This window comes from Pseudomonas sp. KCJK8993, from assembly GCF_046230915.1.
Classification (GTDB): domain Bacteria; phylum Pseudomonadota; class Gammaproteobacteria; order Pseudomonadales; family Pseudomonadaceae; genus Aquipseudomonas; species Aquipseudomonas piscis.
Genome location: NZ_JBJJLO010000147.1, coordinates 1 through 14500, shown reverse-complemented (window position 1 = coordinate 14500; position 14500 = coordinate 1). Strand labels below are relative to the sequence as shown.

Below are 14500 nucleotides of genomic sequence, written 5' to 3'. Positions count from 1 at the left end.
TATTCGCACTCTGTTGCGCCCTTGGCCTGGGCCTTCCGGTGTCGGCCCAGGCCGAACCGCAATACAAGGTCGGCGCCACCGCCACCGGGATTCCCTTCACCTTCCTCGACGTCAAGCGCCAGAGCATCGAGGGCATGATGATCGATGCCGCCCGGGCCGTGGGCAAGGCCGGCGGTTTCGCCGTGGAGATCCAGCAGACCACCTTCGCCGCGCTGATTCCCTCCCTGACCACCCACAAGATCGACATCATTTCCGCCGCCATGCTGCGGACCCCGGCGCGCGAGAAAGTGGTGCAGTACTCCGACCCGGTGTTCAGCTACGGCGAAGGCCTGATCGTCAAGGCTGACGACGCGACCGACTACACCCGCATGGAGGACCTGGCCGGGGCGACCGTCGGGGCCCAGGTCGGTACGGTATTCATCGACGAGTTGAACAAGCGCGGGATCTTCAAGGAAGTGCGTGGCTATGACTCGATTCCCGACCTGATGCGTGACCTGGCCCTGGGGCGCATCAAGGCCGGTTTCGCCGACCGACCGATCCTCGCCTACCAGCTGGCCCAGGGCGGCCAGGACAAGGTGCGGCTGGTCAAGGGCTACCAGCCGGTGGTCATGGGCGATGTCTGCCTGATCGTGCGCCAGGGCGATGCGCAGACCCTGGCCGAGGTCAACCGCGGGATCGCCGCGATCAAGGCCGACGGCACCCTGCAGCGCATCCTCGAGCACTGGAAGCTCAACTGATCCAGTCGCGGCCCGGCGTCTGGCCCGGGTTCCTTCCTCGCCGATTAAACAGGTCTTGCCATGTTTCTCCAGAACGCTCTGGACTTCCTGCCCATTCTATTGAAAGGGGCGGTAGTCACCTTGCAGGTCACCGTTGGCTCATTCGTGCTCAGTTCGCTGATCGGCCTGGTCTTCGCCTTGATGATGGTGTCCAAGGTGCGCTCGGTGGCGTTGTTCGCCATCGGCCTGGTCAATGTCATTCGCGGGCTGCCGATCATCGTCCAGCTGTTCTACATCTACTTCGTGCTGCCGGATTTCGGCATCCAGCTCAGCGCCATGCAGGCTGGGGTGATCGGCCTGGGCATCGCCTATTCGGCGTACCAGGCGGAGAACTTTCGTGCCGGTATCCAGGCCATCCACCAGGGGCAGATCGAAGCGGCTGAGTCCATCGGCATGCGTGGGCCGATGATCATGCGCCGGGTCGTCCTGCCCCAGGCTTTGCGCATCGCCTTGCCTCCGTATGGCAACACCCTGGTGATGATGCTCAAGGACTCGTCGCTGGTGTCCACCATCACCGTGGCCGAGATGACCCGCGCCGGGCAGCTGATCGCTTCCTCGACCTTCGAGAACATGACCGTCTACACCCTGGTCGCCTTGCTCTACCTGGCCTTGAGCCTGCCATTGTCCTTTGTCCTGCGCCGCCTGGAGGCGCGTATCAGCAGCCGGAGAAAGCCATGATCCAGATCAAGGGCGTACACAAGAGCTTCGGCAACGTGGCGGTGCTCGAAGGCATCGACCTTGAGGTGCGCAGCGGTGAAGTGGTGTGCCTGATCGGGCCTTCGGGGTCCGGCAAGTCGACCCTGCTGCGCTGCATCAACGGCCTGGAAAGCTACGAGCAGGGTGACATCCTGGTGAGCGGAGCGCGGGTCGACCGGCAGGCCAAGAGCATCCATGAGCTGCGCACCCGGGTGGCCATGGTGTTCCAGCGCTTCAATCTGTTTCCCCACCGCACGGCGTTGCAGAACGTCACCGAGGGGCCGATCTACGTCAAGCAGCAGGACCCCACCCAAGCGCGCTTGCGGGCCGAGGCCCTGCTGGAAAAGGTCGGCCTGGCCCATCGCATGCACGCCTATCCGGACGAGCTCTCCGGCGGCCAGCAGCAACGGGTGGCGATTGCCCGGGCGCTGGCCATGGACCCCGAGGCGATCCTGTTCGACGAGCCGACCTCGGCCCTGGACCCGGAACTGGTGGGGGAGGTACTGGCGGTGATGCGCAAGCTGGCCGGCGAAGGCATGACCATGATCGTGGTTACCCATGAAATGGGTTTTGCCCAGGATGTGGCGGACCAGGTGTGCTTCCTCCACGGTGGGCGCATCGTCGAGGCCGGGTCGGCGAGGGCGGTGCTCAGCAGCCCCAGGCATCCGCGTACCCGGGACTTCCTGCGGCGCTTGCTCAACCAGGGCGGGGAGGTGCAGGCATGAGCATCTCTGAGCCCTTGCGCTTGCCGCCCTCGCTGTGGGCGGCCACCGCCATGCCGGCCGAGCACACCCCGGCGCTGGCCGAGGACCGTGAGGTCGATGTGGCGATTGTCGGTGCCGGCTATACCGGGCTGGTCACGGCCCTGCGCCTGGCCCAGGCCGGTGCCAGGGTCTGTGTGCTGGATGCCGGTGAGCCCGGCTGGGGGGCTTCCGGGCGCAACGGTGGGCAGGTGATTCCCGGGCTCAAGTTCGATCCCGGGCAACTGCTGGCCAAGTTCGGTCCGGTGCAGGGCGAGGCGCTGGTAAATGCCGTGGGTTCGGCGGCCGATGAAGTGTTCGAGCTGATCAAGGAGCACGGCATTGGCTGCGATGCCACTCGCAAGGGCTGGATCCAACCGGCGTGTTCCAGCGCCGCGATGCACACTTTGGAGCGGCGCGCCGAGCAATGGCGCCAGCGCGGCGTGGCCGTGGAGTTGCTGGACAAGGCCGCGGTGGCTCGACGCATCGGTAGCCAGCAGTATCTGGGCGGCTGGGTCGACCCGCGGGCCGGCAGCCTGCATCCGCTGAACTATGCCCGGGGCCTGGCCCGGGTGGCCCTGGGGCTGGGGGTGAGCCTGCATAGCCAGAGTCGGGTCCGGCAACTGTACCGCGATGGCGGGCAATGGACCCTGGAGACCGGGCGCGGCATCCGGGTGCGCGCGCCGAAGGTCGTGCTGGCGACCAATGGCTACACCGATGGACTGTGGCCGGGACTGCGCCAGACGGTAATCGCCGCCAATAGCTTCATCATCGCTACCCGGCCGCTACCTGCGCCGCTACGCCAGAGCATCCTGCCCGGGGGCGAGGTGTGCTCCGATGCCCGGCGGTTGCTGTTGTACTTCAAGCAGGATGCCCAGGGGCGCTTGTTGCTGGGGGGACGCGGGCCGTTTGCCGAACCGCGCCAGGATGCCGACTGGAGCCACCTGGAGCGCTCGTTGCTGACCCTGTTTCCGCAACTGGCGGGCATACCCATCGAGTACCGCTGGAGCGGGCGCGTGGCCCTGACCCCGAGTTTCCTGCCGCAACTGCATGAACCTGCGCCGGGGTTGTCGATCCTGCTGGGCTACAACGGCCGTGGCATTGCCCTGTCGACGTTGCTGGGCAAGTACCTGGCCGGAAGATTGATGGGCACAGGGCAGGGCTTTCCATTCCCGCTTACGCCGCTGCGGCCGATCCCGCTGCATGGCTTGCAACGCCTGTACCTGGGGGCGGGGATTGCCTGGTACCGGATGCTCGATGCCCTGGGCTGATCAGCGCGGGCCTTCACGCGCGCCGTTGTCCAGGCCCTGCTTGCAGCTCTGGCTATGCAGGCTGGCCTTGCCATTGTTTCGGCCTGCCGGGGCCGTGAAGTCTGAGTCCCTGAATGGCATTTGATTCGATCATCGGCAGGTTGAGCGCCGCAGGTTGCCGATTTAAGAAGCGCCGGCGGATAATTCCCCGCGGTTGTCCGCCTGTGGCGCTGTTCCCCTTTTGATAGAGACTGGAAGCCTGTCATGACCGATCTTTCCGCTTTTGCCGTCACCCAGAAATGGCCCGCGCAGTTTCCCGACTGGATCCAGTTGTACTCCCTGCCCACCCCCAATGGGGTCAAGGTCTCGATCATGCTCGAAGAGATCGGCCTGCCTTACGAAGCCCATCGGATCAGCTTCGATACCCAGGACCAGATGACGCCCGAGTTCCTCAGTGTCAGTCCCAACAACAAGATCCCGGCGATCCTCGATCCCCATGGCCCGGGCGAGCAGCCGCTGGCGTTGTTCGAGTCCGGGGCGATCCTGGTCTACCTGGCCGACAAGAGCGGGCAACTGCTGGCCCAGGAATCGGCGGCCCGCTATGAAACCATCCAGTGGCTGATGTTCCAGATGGGCGGCATCGGGCCGATGTTCGGCCAGGTCGGCTTCTTCAATAAGTTCGCCGGCAAGGAGTACGAGGACAAGCGGCCCCTGGAGCGCTACGTGAACGAAGCCAAGCGCCTGCTGGGGGTGCTCGACAAGCACCTGCAAGGGCGCGACTGGATCATGGGCGAGCGCTACACCATTGCCGATATCGCCACCTTCCCGTGGATCCGCAACCTGATCGGCTTCTACGAGGCCGGGGAGCTTGTGGGCATCGACAACTTCGCCAACGTGCAGCGGGTGCTGGCGCGCTTCCTGGCCCGGCCGGCGGTGATTCGCGGGCTGGAGATACCCAAGGTTTCTTGACGGGTGCCTGCCCTGTAGCCGCGGCCGCAAGCTGCGCACGAGCGCGTCGCGGTCGCGGCGATCTCAAGAACGCCAGAGGTGTGTCTAGGGGCGCCAAGCAAGGGCCTGCGGCCCTTTTCGCAGCCGCGCTACAGCCACGTTGTGCCTTATAACGCTGTGCCTTAATAAGAAACGGGAAATTTTGTATGCGCCCCCTGAGTTTCAAGCAAGTCGATGTCTTCAGCTCGACGCCCCTGAAGGGCAACCCGGTGGCCGTGGTGTTCGACGCCGACGGGCTCGACGAACAGCAAATGGCGACCTTCGCCAACTGGACCAACCTCAGCGAAACCACCTTCATCCTCCAGCCCCGGGACCCGCGTGCCGACTATCGGCTGCGGATCTTCACCACCCTGAATGAGCTGCCGTTCGCCGGACATCCGACCCTGGGCAGTTGCCATGCCTGGCTGGAGTCCGGTGGGGTGCCCAAGGGCCAGGAGATCATCCAGGAGTGCGCGGTGGGCCTGGTGCGGATCCGCCGTCAAGGGCAGCAATTGGCGTTCCTGGCGCCGCCCCTGCTGCGCTCCGGGCCGGTGGCGCCCGAGTTGCTGGAGCAGGTGTGCCAGGGTTTGCGCCTGGCGCCGTGGGCGATCGTCGATGCCCAGTGGGTCGATAACGGCGCTGGTTGGCTGGCAGTGATGCTCGCCGAGCGCCAGCAGGTGCTGGAGCTGCAACCCGACTATTCGCAGTTGAGCGGCCTGGCGGTGGGGGTGATCGCCCCTTGCGACCCGGAGCGCGACGAGAGCGATGCGCAGTTCGAAGTCCGGGCCTTCATCGCTGGCGACGGCATGCCCGAGGACCCGGCCACCGGCAGCCTGAACGCCGGCATTGCCCAGTGGTTGCTGGGGGCGGGGCTGGCCCCGGCGCGCTATCGGGTCAGCCAGGGCCTGAGCATGGGGCGTGCCGGTTGCATCGAGGTGGAACAGGTGGGGGACGAGGTGTGGATCGGTGGCAACGCGGTGACCTGCATCGCAGGCCACCTGAGCCTGTAGCCCAGGCCCTCAGCAGCCCCGGCACGCTTGCGGCAGATCGTCGCAGCGCACTGCCCGGCCCTCGTGGCGAGTGCCTTAACACCGGGGTTGCCGGCGATTGTTACCTGATCGGCAAGGCTCTCTTGAGCATCCCGGGTTTGTACCCGGGCGGCCGCAGGCATAAGCTTTCAGCCTTTTTTCGATATAGCTCTAGTTGTCCCGCGCCCAGCCTTAGGAAAAAACATGTCCAGTCAGTTTCCAGAAGCCCGTCCTCGTCGCCTGCGTCGTTCCGAACAGCTGCGCAGTCTGTTCCAGGAAACCGAGTTCACCCTCAACGACCTGGTGCTGCCGATTTTCGTCGAGGAGGAAATCGACGATTTCGTGCCGATCAAGAGCATGCCCGGCGTGATGCGCATTCCCGAGTCCAGGCTCGCCAGCGAGATCGAGCGTTATGCCCGCGCCGGGATCAAGTCGGTGATGACCTTCGGCGTGTCCCACCACCTGGATGGCGATGGCAGCGACACCTGGCAGGAAAACGGCCTGGTCTCGCGCATGTCGCGCATCGCCAAGGACGCGGTGCCGGAGATGGTGGTGATGTCCGACACCTGCTTCTGCGAGTACACCGAGCACGGCCATTGCGGCGTGATGCATGGCCATGAGGTGGATAACGACCAGACCCTGATCAACCTCGGCAAGCAGGCCGTGGCCGCCGCCCGTGCCGGTGCCGACGTGATCGCCCCGTCGGCGGCCATGGACGGCCAGGTCCAGGCCATTCGCCGGGCCCTGGACGCCGCCGGGTTCACCCAGACGCCGATCATGGCCTATTCCACCAAGTTCGCCTCGGCGCTCTATGGCCCGTTCCGTGAAGCCGGCGGCAGCGCGCTCAAGGGCGACCGCAAGAGCTACCAGATGAACCCGATGAACCGCCGCGAAGCGGTGCGTGAGTCGTTGCTGGACGAGCAGGAAGGCGCCGACTCGCTGATGGTCAAGCCGGCGGGCGCCTACCTGGACATCATCCGCGACATCCGCGAAGCCTCGCGCCTGCCGGTGGCGGCGTACCAGGTCAGCGGTGAGTACGCGATGATCAAGTTCGGTGCCCAGGCCGGGGCCATCGACGAGCAGCGCGTGGTACGCGAGAGCCTGGGTTCGATCAAGCGCGCCGGCGCCGACCTGATCTTCACCTACTTCGCCATGGACCTGGCCCTGGCCGGGATCTGAGCCACCCCTGGCGCCTGCCTGTCAGGCGCTCCAGGGCGGGCCGCAGTCCAGCGTGGCGCCGGCCCGGGGCTGGATCCGCTGTTCACGAAAGTACCGCTCCAGCACCTGCGGGTCGGCCGAACGCTCCGCCAGCGCCACGTAGGTGTCGGGGCGCAGCAGGTACAGGGCGTTGCGCACCAGCCCGGCCTCGGCATGGGCCGGCAGCCAGTCGAAGCTCGACAACGGGACTCCCCGGGCCTGGCACCAGTCGCGCAAATCCTCATTCGCCTCGCCATACACATGCACTTGCCAGCCCAGGTACTCCAGGCTGTCGAAATTGTCTTGCCCCTCGCTCCTGACCCAGGGCAGGCGATCGCCGCCGTGCACCGGGCCGGCGCCGCCGGCGCTCAGGGGCATGCCGCGGTAGTTCAGGGTGATCTGCGACACGGTGCGAAACAGGAACTCCCGGGCCCGCTCCACGGCGGCGATCTTCGGCAGTAGCAGGGGCGCCAGGCGGGTCCGCACCAGCTGGGCGATCGGGCCGTCGGCGGTGGCGAAGCTGAACACCCGGTCGGTGGTGGCCACCAGGCGCCGGGCGAACTCCATGCGCTCGATGCCGTAGCTGTCCAGCAGGCCCTCGCTGGCCTGGCCCTTGAGTACCGCGGCCAGCTTCCAGGCCAGGTTGATCGCGTCGCCAATCCCGGTGTTCATGCCCTGCCCGCCAGCGGGGCTGTGCAGGTGCGCCGCGTCGCCCAGCAGGAACGCCCGGCCACAGCGGAATTGCTCGGCCACCCGGTGGTGCACCCGGTAGCTGGAGAACCAGTTGACCTGGCCGACCTCCACCTTGAGCTGGTGCATGGCGCGCTGGCTGACATCCTCGAAGCGCAGGTGCTCCGAGTGCTCGGCGCGTTCGTCGCGTACGGTGCCGATCAGTCGCGCCCGACCACTCTGGGCCAGGGGAAACACTGCCAGGAAGTCGGCATCGTCCAGGTCCACATGCAGCTGGCCATCGAGGCTCGGGCCGCCGGCCTCGACATCGGCGACGTAGAACACCTGCTGGTAGGTGCCGCCGGGGAAGGCGCTGCCCAGGGTCTTGCGCACGACGGAGTGGGCGCCGTCGCAACCGGCCAGGTAGAACGCCTGGCAGTGTTCTTCGCGGCCGTCGGGGCCGCGCAGGCGGGCGTTGACCAGGTGGCCGTGGTCGGTGAAGGCCAGCAGTTCGGTGTCGCGCTCGACCTGGGTACCCAGCTGGGCCAGGCGCTCGATCAGCAGTTGCTCGTGTTCGTCCTGGGGGAAGATCTGCAGGAAGGGGTAGGGTGTCAGGTCGGTGCCGATGGCATTGAACGGCAGCTGCGCGGCCCGCTCGCCCTTGACCCAGAGGTTCACCGCCGGCACGTGGTAGCCGCGCTCGACGATGGCCTGGGTCAGGCCCAGCTGACGATACAGTTCCAGGGTCCGGGCCTGCACCGCCAGGGCCCGGGACGTGGTGCCCGGGCCATGGGTCTTGTCGATGATCCGCACCTTGACTCCTTGCTGGCGCAACCAGAGCGCCAGGACCAGGCCGGTGGGGCCGGCGCCGCAGATCAATACGTCGCTGCAGGTCATGTCTGGGTCCTCGGCAAGGCAGTCAATGTCATGGGCCTGGCGCTGCTCGTCACGGCGTCAACGCTGGGCGAAGGCCAGATTCAGCCCCAGGCCGGCAAAGCTGGCGGCGAAGCTGCGGCGCAGCCAGTCCTGGACCTTGGGCGACTCGATCACCGCGCGGCGGAACAGGTTGGCCAGCAAGCCGTAGAGGGCGAACACCAAGAAGGTCATGGCCATGAACACGCCGCTCAGGAGCAGCATCTGCGGGATCGGGTCGCTGCCGTCGTGGCTGATGAACTGCGGCAGGAAGGCGAGGAAGAAGATCGTCAGCTTGGGGTTGAGGATGTTCAGCAGGCAGGCCTTGAGCATCAGCGCGCCGGCGCCCTGGCTGACCGCGTGGCTGTCGACGGCGAAGGCCGAGCGATCACGCCAGGTGGCGTAGGCCAGGTACAGCAGGTAGGCGACCCCGGCGAACTTCAGGCCCTGGAACGCCAGGGCACTGGTATGCAGGATCGCCGACAGGCCGAGGATCGAGGCCAGCAGGTGCGGGACTATCCCGCCGGTGCAGCCGATGGCGGTGAACAGGCTGGCGCGCTTGCCGGCCAGCAGGGCGGTGGAGATGGTGAGGATCACGCCGCTGCCGGGAATCAGCACGACGATCAGGCTGGTGATCAAGAAATCCAGGTTCAACATCCGGGCATTACTCCATGGCAAGACGAGGGAGTCGTCGAACATACACCCAGGCGGGGATGTGCAGTAGATGGATTCTAGTCGGCCCTGTTGCTGTTGCCGGCGATTTGAGCCGATCTGTCGCCGCTGCCGAGCTTGCGAGGCTGCGCCAAGGCCCGTAAGGACCTTCAGTGCAGGAATGGCCGGGCCAGGCGGCCGCTGCGCGCCCGTGCACAGGCTGTGGCAGCGGTTACACGAAGCCGATCACGCTGTCGAGGGGCAGGGGAACGGCGTTGCAGGTCTTTGGTCGAAGCTCGCGTTCGTTGCTTTACTTGCATGGGACCGGGTCCCGAATTTCCTTGGAGAAACATGATTTCACAGCGCCTTGTCGGCAGTTTCCTGGGCCTGCTGTTGTTGGCCGGTTGTGCCAGCCAGCCCGGTTCCCGCTCGCCCGAGATACCTGCCGAGCAGGTCCAGGCGCGCATCCTGCGACTGTTGCCCGCCCAGGTGAACGATCGCCAGGGCTGGGCCCGGGACATCCAGGTGGCCTTCAGTGCCCAGGGGCTCGAGCCCAGTCCCGGCAACCTGTGCGCGGTGCTGGCGGTGGCCGAGCAGGAGTCCGGTTTCCAGGTCGATCCGGCGGTGCCGGGCCTGGGGCGCATTGCCCGGGATGAGGTCGATCGCCGTGCGGCCAAGGCACATGTTCCGGGGCTGCTGGTCAGCGCCGCGTTGCAGGTACGTTCCAGCGACGGCCAGTCCTACAGCCAGCGCCTGGCCAAGGCCCGTACCGAAAAGGAACTGAGCGCGATCTTCGATGACTTCATCGGCCAGGTGCCCATGGGCCAGACCCTGTTCGGCGGTTTCAACCCGGTGCACACCGGCGGGCCGATGCAGGTCAGCATCGCCTTTGCCGAGAAGCACGCCCAGGGCTATCCCTATTCACCACGAGATTCGATCCGCCACGAAGTCTTCAGTCGTCGCGGTGGCCTGTACTTCGGCATTGCCCACCTGCTGGGTTATCCGGTGAGCTACCCGCAGCCGCTGTATCGCTTCGCCGACTTCAACGCTGGCTGGTACGCCAGCCGCAATGCCGCGTTCCAGGCCGCGGTCAGCCAGCTCAGCGGGATTCGCCTGGCGCTCGATGGCGACCTGATCCGCTACGACTCGATCCTGCCCGGCAGTACCGAGCTGGCGGTACGCACCCTGGGCAAGCAGTTGGGGCTGCGCAACCCGGTGATTCGCGACCAGCTGGAGCAGGGCGACAGCGCGCAGTTCGAGCAAACCGCGCTGTACCGCAAGGTGTTCGCCCTGGCCGACCAGGCCAAGGGCAAGGGCGTACCGCGGCAGATACTCCCGGGCATCGAGCTCAAGAGCCCGAAGATCACGCGCCAGCTGACCACCGCCTGGTTCGCCAAGCGGGTGGACGAGCGCTATCAGCGTTGCATGGCGCGCCAGTAGGCTTGGCATCGGCGCATCCGCTATGCCAGGATGCGCCATGAATTTTTTCCGGCTCGGCAATCGCACCCATCACCATCGACCTCATTCCAGGGGCCGTGGTCGCGTATGCGCGTCGAGCCGTCAGTGATGCGCATCCCTCGCCACTGACCCTCGATTCACCACCAAGGCGCCCTGCAAGGCGCCTTTTTTATTGTCTGTAAAAAACCTGAGGAACGACCCATGACCATGCTCCGTGGCACGCGAATGATCACCGGCGAACAAGCCGCCAACCTGCGCATCCTGGAGGGCCGGTTCCGGAGCTGGCTTCATCCAAGCGGGTGCTGAAGAAGTCATAGTCCCGGCCTTGTGGGGCCAGGACACCTTCATCGAGAAGGCCGGTGGCAGTGAAGTCATCGGCCAGATGTGGGCTTTCGCTGACAAGGCCGGTCGCCCTTGCTGCCTGATTCCGGAAGCCACCGCGCTGTTCCAGGAAACCGCTGGCCAGCTGCTGGCGGGACGGACCCAGGCACTGTTCTTCTACGTTGCCCGCTGCTATCGCTACGAGAAGCCCCAGGCCGGGCGCTACCGCGAATTCACCCAGCTGGGGCTGGAGATCCTCGGGCCCGACCCGCGCCAGGCACTGGTGCAGGCGCAGCAGTTGTGCACCGGTTTCCTGGATGCCTTGGCGCTGGACTATGAGCTCAACCTCGGGGTCAAGCGTGGCTTGAGCTATTACCTGGATGGCGAGGGTTTCGAGGTGCGTTGTCGGCGCCTGGGGGCGCAGCAGCAAGTGGTGGGGGCGGGGGCCTATCGCCAGGGTGCCGGGTTCGGCATCGGCCTGGAGCGCTTGCAACTGGCGCTCCAGGCCCAGGCGTAGGCGAGGTTATTGGCGGCGACGGACGAACTTGCGCCACAGCCAGACCCACAACAGCGCCAGGGGGAAGGCGAGGATCACGAAGGGCAGCACGTAGCTGCCTTTCTCCAGGGCCTCGGCGGTACCGTCGGCCAGGTTGTCCAGCAGGTTGCTGAAGGCGCGCTTGAGGTTGGAGCTGCGCTGGCCGCTGTCGCTGGGCTGGAAGTTCAGGGTCAGGCGGTTAGTGTCCAACCGCCGTTGCTGGCCAGCGGCGGTCTGGGCCAGGGCTTGCAGGTCATTCTCGATGCCGGCTTGTTCCTTGCTCAAGGCGATCAGGTCGCCGACGCTGATGTCCTTGCGCGCGGCCAGTTCGTCCAGCCGCTGCTGCTGGGCCTTGAGCCGTTGCTGCTGGCGCTGCACGTCGGCCACGGCATCGGCCAGGTCTTCGGCGCTGGTGATGCGCTCGCCCAGCTCGGCGCCTGCGGCGGCCTGCTCGACCAGGGGCTCGACGCCGCTCGGTACTACCCGCAGTACCACTTGGGCGCGGTATTGGCCTTGTTCCAGGCGCAGGATATTGCACGCGCCGAACTTCGCCTGTTCGCAAGCTTCACGGGTTTGCGCCAGGCGCGGGCCGATCTGCTCCGAGGGCAGCGACAGGGTCAGTTCGTGTTCATAGGCCAGTTGCGCGCCGGCGTGGCCCTGGGCACCGCCGAGGGCTACGCCGGCACTGCGTGGGTCGCTGGGGGAGCAGGCGCTCAGGGCCAGGGCGCCGAGCAAAGCCAGGGCCAGGCGGCGCAGGTGGCGGGGGTGATCGTCCTGATGCGACATGGGGATTCCTTTGGGGCTGGTCATGCGGGGGATTGAATGGCACGTATCTTACCGTCCTTGGCCACTGCGCCACGATCCCGCGGTGATTTATTCCTGAGGATTTGCCTGGTCGATGGTCATGGGCAGCACCCTGGATAGGCGCTACACCTGAATGCCCCGGGGCGGTTCCGAGTCGACCAGGAGTACGTTATGAATCAAGCAGACATTCCCCAGGGCTTCAGTCCCTTGCCGCGCAGCAGCCCGTTGCTGGAGTTGATCGGGCCGGTCTATGGCCGCGGCAGTGGCAGTGGGCTGCGCGTGGGCCTGCGCGCCGATGCGCGGCACGCCAACGGTCGCGGCATCGTCCATGGCGGCATCATCGCCACCCTGGCGGACGTCGGCATGGGGTATGCCATGGCGTTCGCCAGCGAGCCGCCATTGCCGCTGATCACGGCCAGCATGAACCTCGATTACCTGGGCGCGGTGCAGGTGGGGGAGTGGCTGGAGGTGCGCCTGGAGCATTCCCGGCGCGGGCGGCAGATCGCCTTCGCCACCGTGGTGCTGAGCGTTGGCGAGCGCGAAGTGGCCCGAGCCAGCGGCGTGTTCGCCGTGCCGCAACCGTCGCCGACGCTGGCCTGATCCGACGCATCGCGGCCGCTGCGCGCCCGTGCGCAGCCCTTGTAGCCGCTGTCGAGCCTGTGAGGCTGCGCCAAGGCCCCCAGGGCCTTCAGCGGGCATTCATGAACAGCTACGCGATGCTCAACTGGTGATCTGTTTCCAGTCCAGGCCGAAGCGCGCCAGGTACTTGCGCAAGCGATCGGCGTCGTTGGGATTGGCCTTGCCCAGGCGCGAGACCCCGAACAGGCGCCGCCCGGCATCCGACAGGCTGTCGGCGCGCCGGCATTCGGCGATCACCGCCTTGAGTTGCAGGCGGTCGAACAGGTCCAGTTCCACATCTGCACCTAGCAACAGTTGCACCTCGTCCTCGGCCTGTTCCAGGCCCCAGGCATGGCGCAGGCGCTGGATCTCTTCCTGGGCCAGGGCCTCGTCGATCCGGCCGCTATCGGCCAGGGTGGCCATGCGGGTGATGGACGCCGATAGCTCGCGGAAGTTGCCCAGCCAGGCCGCTTCGCTGGAGCTGGCGAAGGCCAGGTAGCGCCGCCGGGCCTCGAGGTTGAAGCGCACCAGTTGGCCTTGCTCCCGGGCATGGCGTTCCAGCTCGAAATCGATGTTGGGCTCGATGTCTTCGCGGCGTCCCGCCAGCCCCGGCAGGTTGAAGGTCCAGAGGTTGATCCGGGCGTACAGGTCTTCGCGGAACAGGCCCTGGGCGACCCGGCCGCGCAGGTCGCGGTGGGTGCCGGCGATGATCAGGAAGTCGCTCTCCACCTCCTGGTCCGACCCCATGGGGAAGAAGCGTTTCTCCTCGATGGCCTTGAGCAGCATCGCCTGTTCGTCCAGCCCCAGTTCGCCGATCTCGTCGAGGAACAACATGCCACCGTGGGCCGCCCGCAGCAGGCCGTCGCGGGCGTTCTGGGCGCCGGTGAAGGCGCCCTTGGTATGGCCGAACAGTGCCGACATGGCACCGTCGCCGCGCAGGGTGGCGCAGTTGACCTCGACAAAGCGCCCCTGGACCTGGTGCCGGCCGCGCTTGAGTTCATAGATGCGCCGGGCCAGGAACGACTTGCCCGCCCCGGTGGGGCCGATCAGCAGCATCGGCGCCTTGGAGCGTACCGCCACTCGCTCGATCTGTTCGATGGAGCGGTTGAAGGCCGGGTTGCGGGTGGCGATCCCCGACTTGAGAAAGGCCAGGCCCTCCAGGCGCTTGTGGGCGAAGCGCGAGGCGATGCGGTCATAGCGCGACAGGTCGAGGTCGATCAGCGCATGGGTGCCGGTGGCGTGTTCGCCCGGATCGCGGCGCCGGGCTGGCGAGGTCTGGATCAACCGCGCCGGCAGGTAGCGGGCCTCGGTCAACAGGAACCAGCAGATCTGCGCCACGTGGGTCCCGGTGGTGATGTGCACCAGGTAGTCCTCGCGCTCGGTGTCGAACGCGTAGGCGCTGGTGAAGTCGTGCAGGGCGCCATACACCTCCTCGAAGTCCCAGGGGTTCTTCAGCTCCATGGGGTGCAGGCGCACCTCGGTCTCGGGGGAGACCTGGCGGATGTCGTCGGCAATGCGCCCGGCGAGGCTGATGTCCCGGGCGTCGATGCCATGGATCAGTTCCAGGCGGTGAATCAGCACATCCTGCTGCTGGCACAAGCCCACGCTCGGGCGCCAGTGGCTCCAGCGGTTGGCGCCCTTGCCGACGCGGTCGAGGGTGGCGCCGACGAAACCGATGGCGACCGTGGACTTGCCCGACATGTTTATATCCTTGGATAAACTGCGATAGATAAAGATATAAAATCGGAGTGGCGTTTGTCGCGAAAAATCACAGAAGAAAGCAAGATGAAAAATAAATCTGTTTAAAATCAATAAGTTAAAAAAATAATTCGATAAAAAATTCAAAGCTGGCACGGCG

At 66.0% G+C, this 14500-nt stretch carries 14 protein-coding genes; 10 read left to right on the top strand and 4 right to left on the bottom strand.

Translation table 11 applies throughout. The annotated features are described in order from the left end of the window. The 7 genes from ACK6AU_RS29110 to hemB all read left to right on the top strand — a co-directional run. A partial coding sequence (locus ACK6AU_RS29110) for an ABC transporter substrate-binding protein (protein WP_409303073.1) occupies positions 1-737 on the top strand: 737 nt, incomplete at its 5' end. 60 nt (positions 738-797) lie between these two features. Further along, positions 798-1454, top strand: a complete 657-nt coding sequence (locus tag ACK6AU_RS29105) for an amino acid ABC transporter permease (protein ID WP_185701087.1) — start codon at positions 798-800, stop codon at positions 1452-1454. Then, the gene (locus ACK6AU_RS29100; RefSeq protein WP_409303071.1) at positions 1451-2197 is read left to right on the top strand and encodes an amino acid ABC transporter ATP-binding protein; all 747 of its coding nucleotides are present in this window, start codon (positions 1451-1453) and stop codon (positions 2195-2197) included. Before ACK6AU_RS29105 ends, ACK6AU_RS29100 begins: the two co-directional genes overlap by 4 nt. Further along, complete coding sequence (locus ACK6AU_RS29095) at positions 2194-3483, top strand: NAD(P)/FAD-dependent oxidoreductase (RefSeq protein ID WP_409303069.1); 1290 nt, start codon at positions 2194-2196, stop codon at positions 3481-3483. Before ACK6AU_RS29100 ends, ACK6AU_RS29095 begins: the two co-directional genes overlap by 4 nt. Before the next feature lie 243 nt (positions 3484-3726). Next, positions 3727-4431, top strand: coding sequence for a glutathione binding-like protein (locus ACK6AU_RS29090; RefSeq protein WP_185701090.1), 705 nt, complete (start codon positions 3727-3729; stop codon positions 4429-4431). A gap of 185 nt (positions 4432-4616) precedes the next feature. After that, positions 4617-5459: a PhzF family phenazine biosynthesis protein gene (locus tag ACK6AU_RS29085; protein ID WP_185701091.1), complete on the top strand. Its 843-nt coding sequence runs from the start codon at positions 4617-4619 to the stop codon at positions 5457-5459. A gap of 222 nt (positions 5460-5681) precedes the next feature. After that, on the top strand, positions 5682-6656 hold the full coding sequence (gene hemB / locus ACK6AU_RS29080; protein ID WP_185701092.1) for a porphobilinogen synthase: 975 nt from the start codon (positions 5682-5684) through the stop codon (positions 6654-6656). A 21-nt stretch (positions 6657-6677) separates the two neighbouring features. On the opposite strand, the gene ACK6AU_RS29075 is transcribed toward hemB, so the two are convergent. Both ACK6AU_RS29075 and ACK6AU_RS29070 read right to left on the bottom strand, forming a co-directional pair. Beyond that, positions 6678-8240 carry an FAD-dependent monooxygenase gene (locus ACK6AU_RS29075; RefSeq protein WP_185701093.1) on the bottom strand — a complete coding sequence of 521 codons (1563 nt, stop codon included), beginning with the start codon at positions 8238-8240 and terminating at the stop codon, positions 6678-6680. 57 nt (positions 8241-8297) lie between these two features. After that, positions 8298-8912, bottom strand: coding sequence for a LysE family translocator (locus ACK6AU_RS29070; protein WP_185701094.1), 615 nt, complete (start codon positions 8910-8912; stop codon positions 8298-8300). Between the two features lie 345 nt (positions 8913-9257). Between ACK6AU_RS29070 and ACK6AU_RS29065 the strand changes: the two genes are divergently transcribed. Further along, a complete protein-coding gene (locus ACK6AU_RS29065) occupies positions 9258-10346 on the top strand; it encodes a DUF1615 domain-containing protein (RefSeq protein ID WP_409303065.1) in 1089 nt (362 codons plus the stop codon). A gap of 307 nt (positions 10347-10653) precedes the next feature. Then, positions 10654-11202, top strand: a complete 549-nt coding sequence (locus ACK6AU_RS29060) for an ATP phosphoribosyltransferase regulatory subunit (RefSeq protein ID WP_409303075.1) — start codon at positions 10654-10656, stop codon at positions 11200-11202. A gap of 6 nt (positions 11203-11208) precedes the next feature. On the opposite strand, the gene ACK6AU_RS29055 is transcribed toward ACK6AU_RS29060, so the two are convergent. Next, a complete protein-coding gene (locus ACK6AU_RS29055; RefSeq protein WP_409303063.1) occupies positions 11209-12006 on the bottom strand; it encodes a DUF4349 domain-containing protein in 798 nt (265 codons plus the stop codon). 189 nt (positions 12007-12195) lie between these two features. Between ACK6AU_RS29055 and ACK6AU_RS29050 the strand changes: the two genes are divergently transcribed. After that, positions 12196-12624, top strand: a complete 429-nt coding sequence (locus tag ACK6AU_RS29050; protein WP_409303061.1) for a PaaI family thioesterase — start codon at positions 12196-12198, stop codon at positions 12622-12624. Between the two features lie 120 nt (positions 12625-12744). On the opposite strand, the gene rtcR is transcribed toward ACK6AU_RS29050, so the two are convergent. Then, entirely contained in the window at positions 12745-14343 is a 1599-nt protein-coding gene (gene rtcR / locus ACK6AU_RS29045) for an RNA repair transcriptional activator RtcR (RefSeq protein ID WP_409303059.1), read from the bottom strand. Positions 14344-14500: the final 157 nt, after the last annotated feature.

Coding starts and splice junctions, on each gene's coding strand:
- ACK6AU_RS29105 (WP_185701087.1), top strand. CDS start 798: ATGTTTCTCCAGAACGCTCTGGACTTCCTGCCCATTCTATTGAAAGGG.
- ACK6AU_RS29100 (WP_409303071.1), top strand. CDS start 1,451: ATGATCCAGATCAAGGGCGTACACAAGAGCTTCGGCAACGTGGCGGTG.
- ACK6AU_RS29095 (WP_409303069.1), top strand. CDS start 2,194: ATGAGCATCTCTGAGCCCTTGCGCTTGCCGCCCTCGCTGTGGGCGGCC.
- ACK6AU_RS29090 (WP_185701090.1), top strand. CDS start 3,727: ATGACCGATCTTTCCGCTTTTGCCGTCACCCAGAAATGGCCCGCGCAG.
- ACK6AU_RS29085 (WP_185701091.1), top strand. CDS start 4,617: ATGCGCCCCCTGAGTTTCAAGCAAGTCGATGTCTTCAGCTCGACGCCC.
- hemB (WP_185701092.1), top strand. CDS start 5,682: ATGTCCAGTCAGTTTCCAGAAGCCCGTCCTCGTCGCCTGCGTCGTTCC.
- ACK6AU_RS29075 (WP_185701093.1), bottom strand. CDS start 8,240: ATGACCTGCAGCGACGTATTGATCTGCGGCGCCGGCCCCACCGGCCTG.
- ACK6AU_RS29070 (WP_185701094.1), bottom strand. CDS start 8,912: ATGTTGAACCTGGATTTCTTGATCACCAGCCTGATCGTCGTGCTGATT.
- ACK6AU_RS29065 (WP_409303065.1), top strand. CDS start 9,258: ATGATTTCACAGCGCCTTGTCGGCAGTTTCCTGGGCCTGCTGTTGTTG.
- ACK6AU_RS29055 (WP_409303063.1), bottom strand. CDS start 12,006: ATGTCGCATCAGGACGATCACCCCCGCCACCTGCGCCGCCTGGCCCTG.
- ACK6AU_RS29050 (WP_409303061.1), top strand. CDS start 12,196: ATGAATCAAGCAGACATTCCCCAGGGCTTCAGTCCCTTGCCGCGCAGC.
- rtcR (WP_409303059.1), bottom strand. CDS start 14,343: ATGTCGGGCAAGTCCACGGTCGCCATCGGTTTCGTCGGCGCCACCCTC.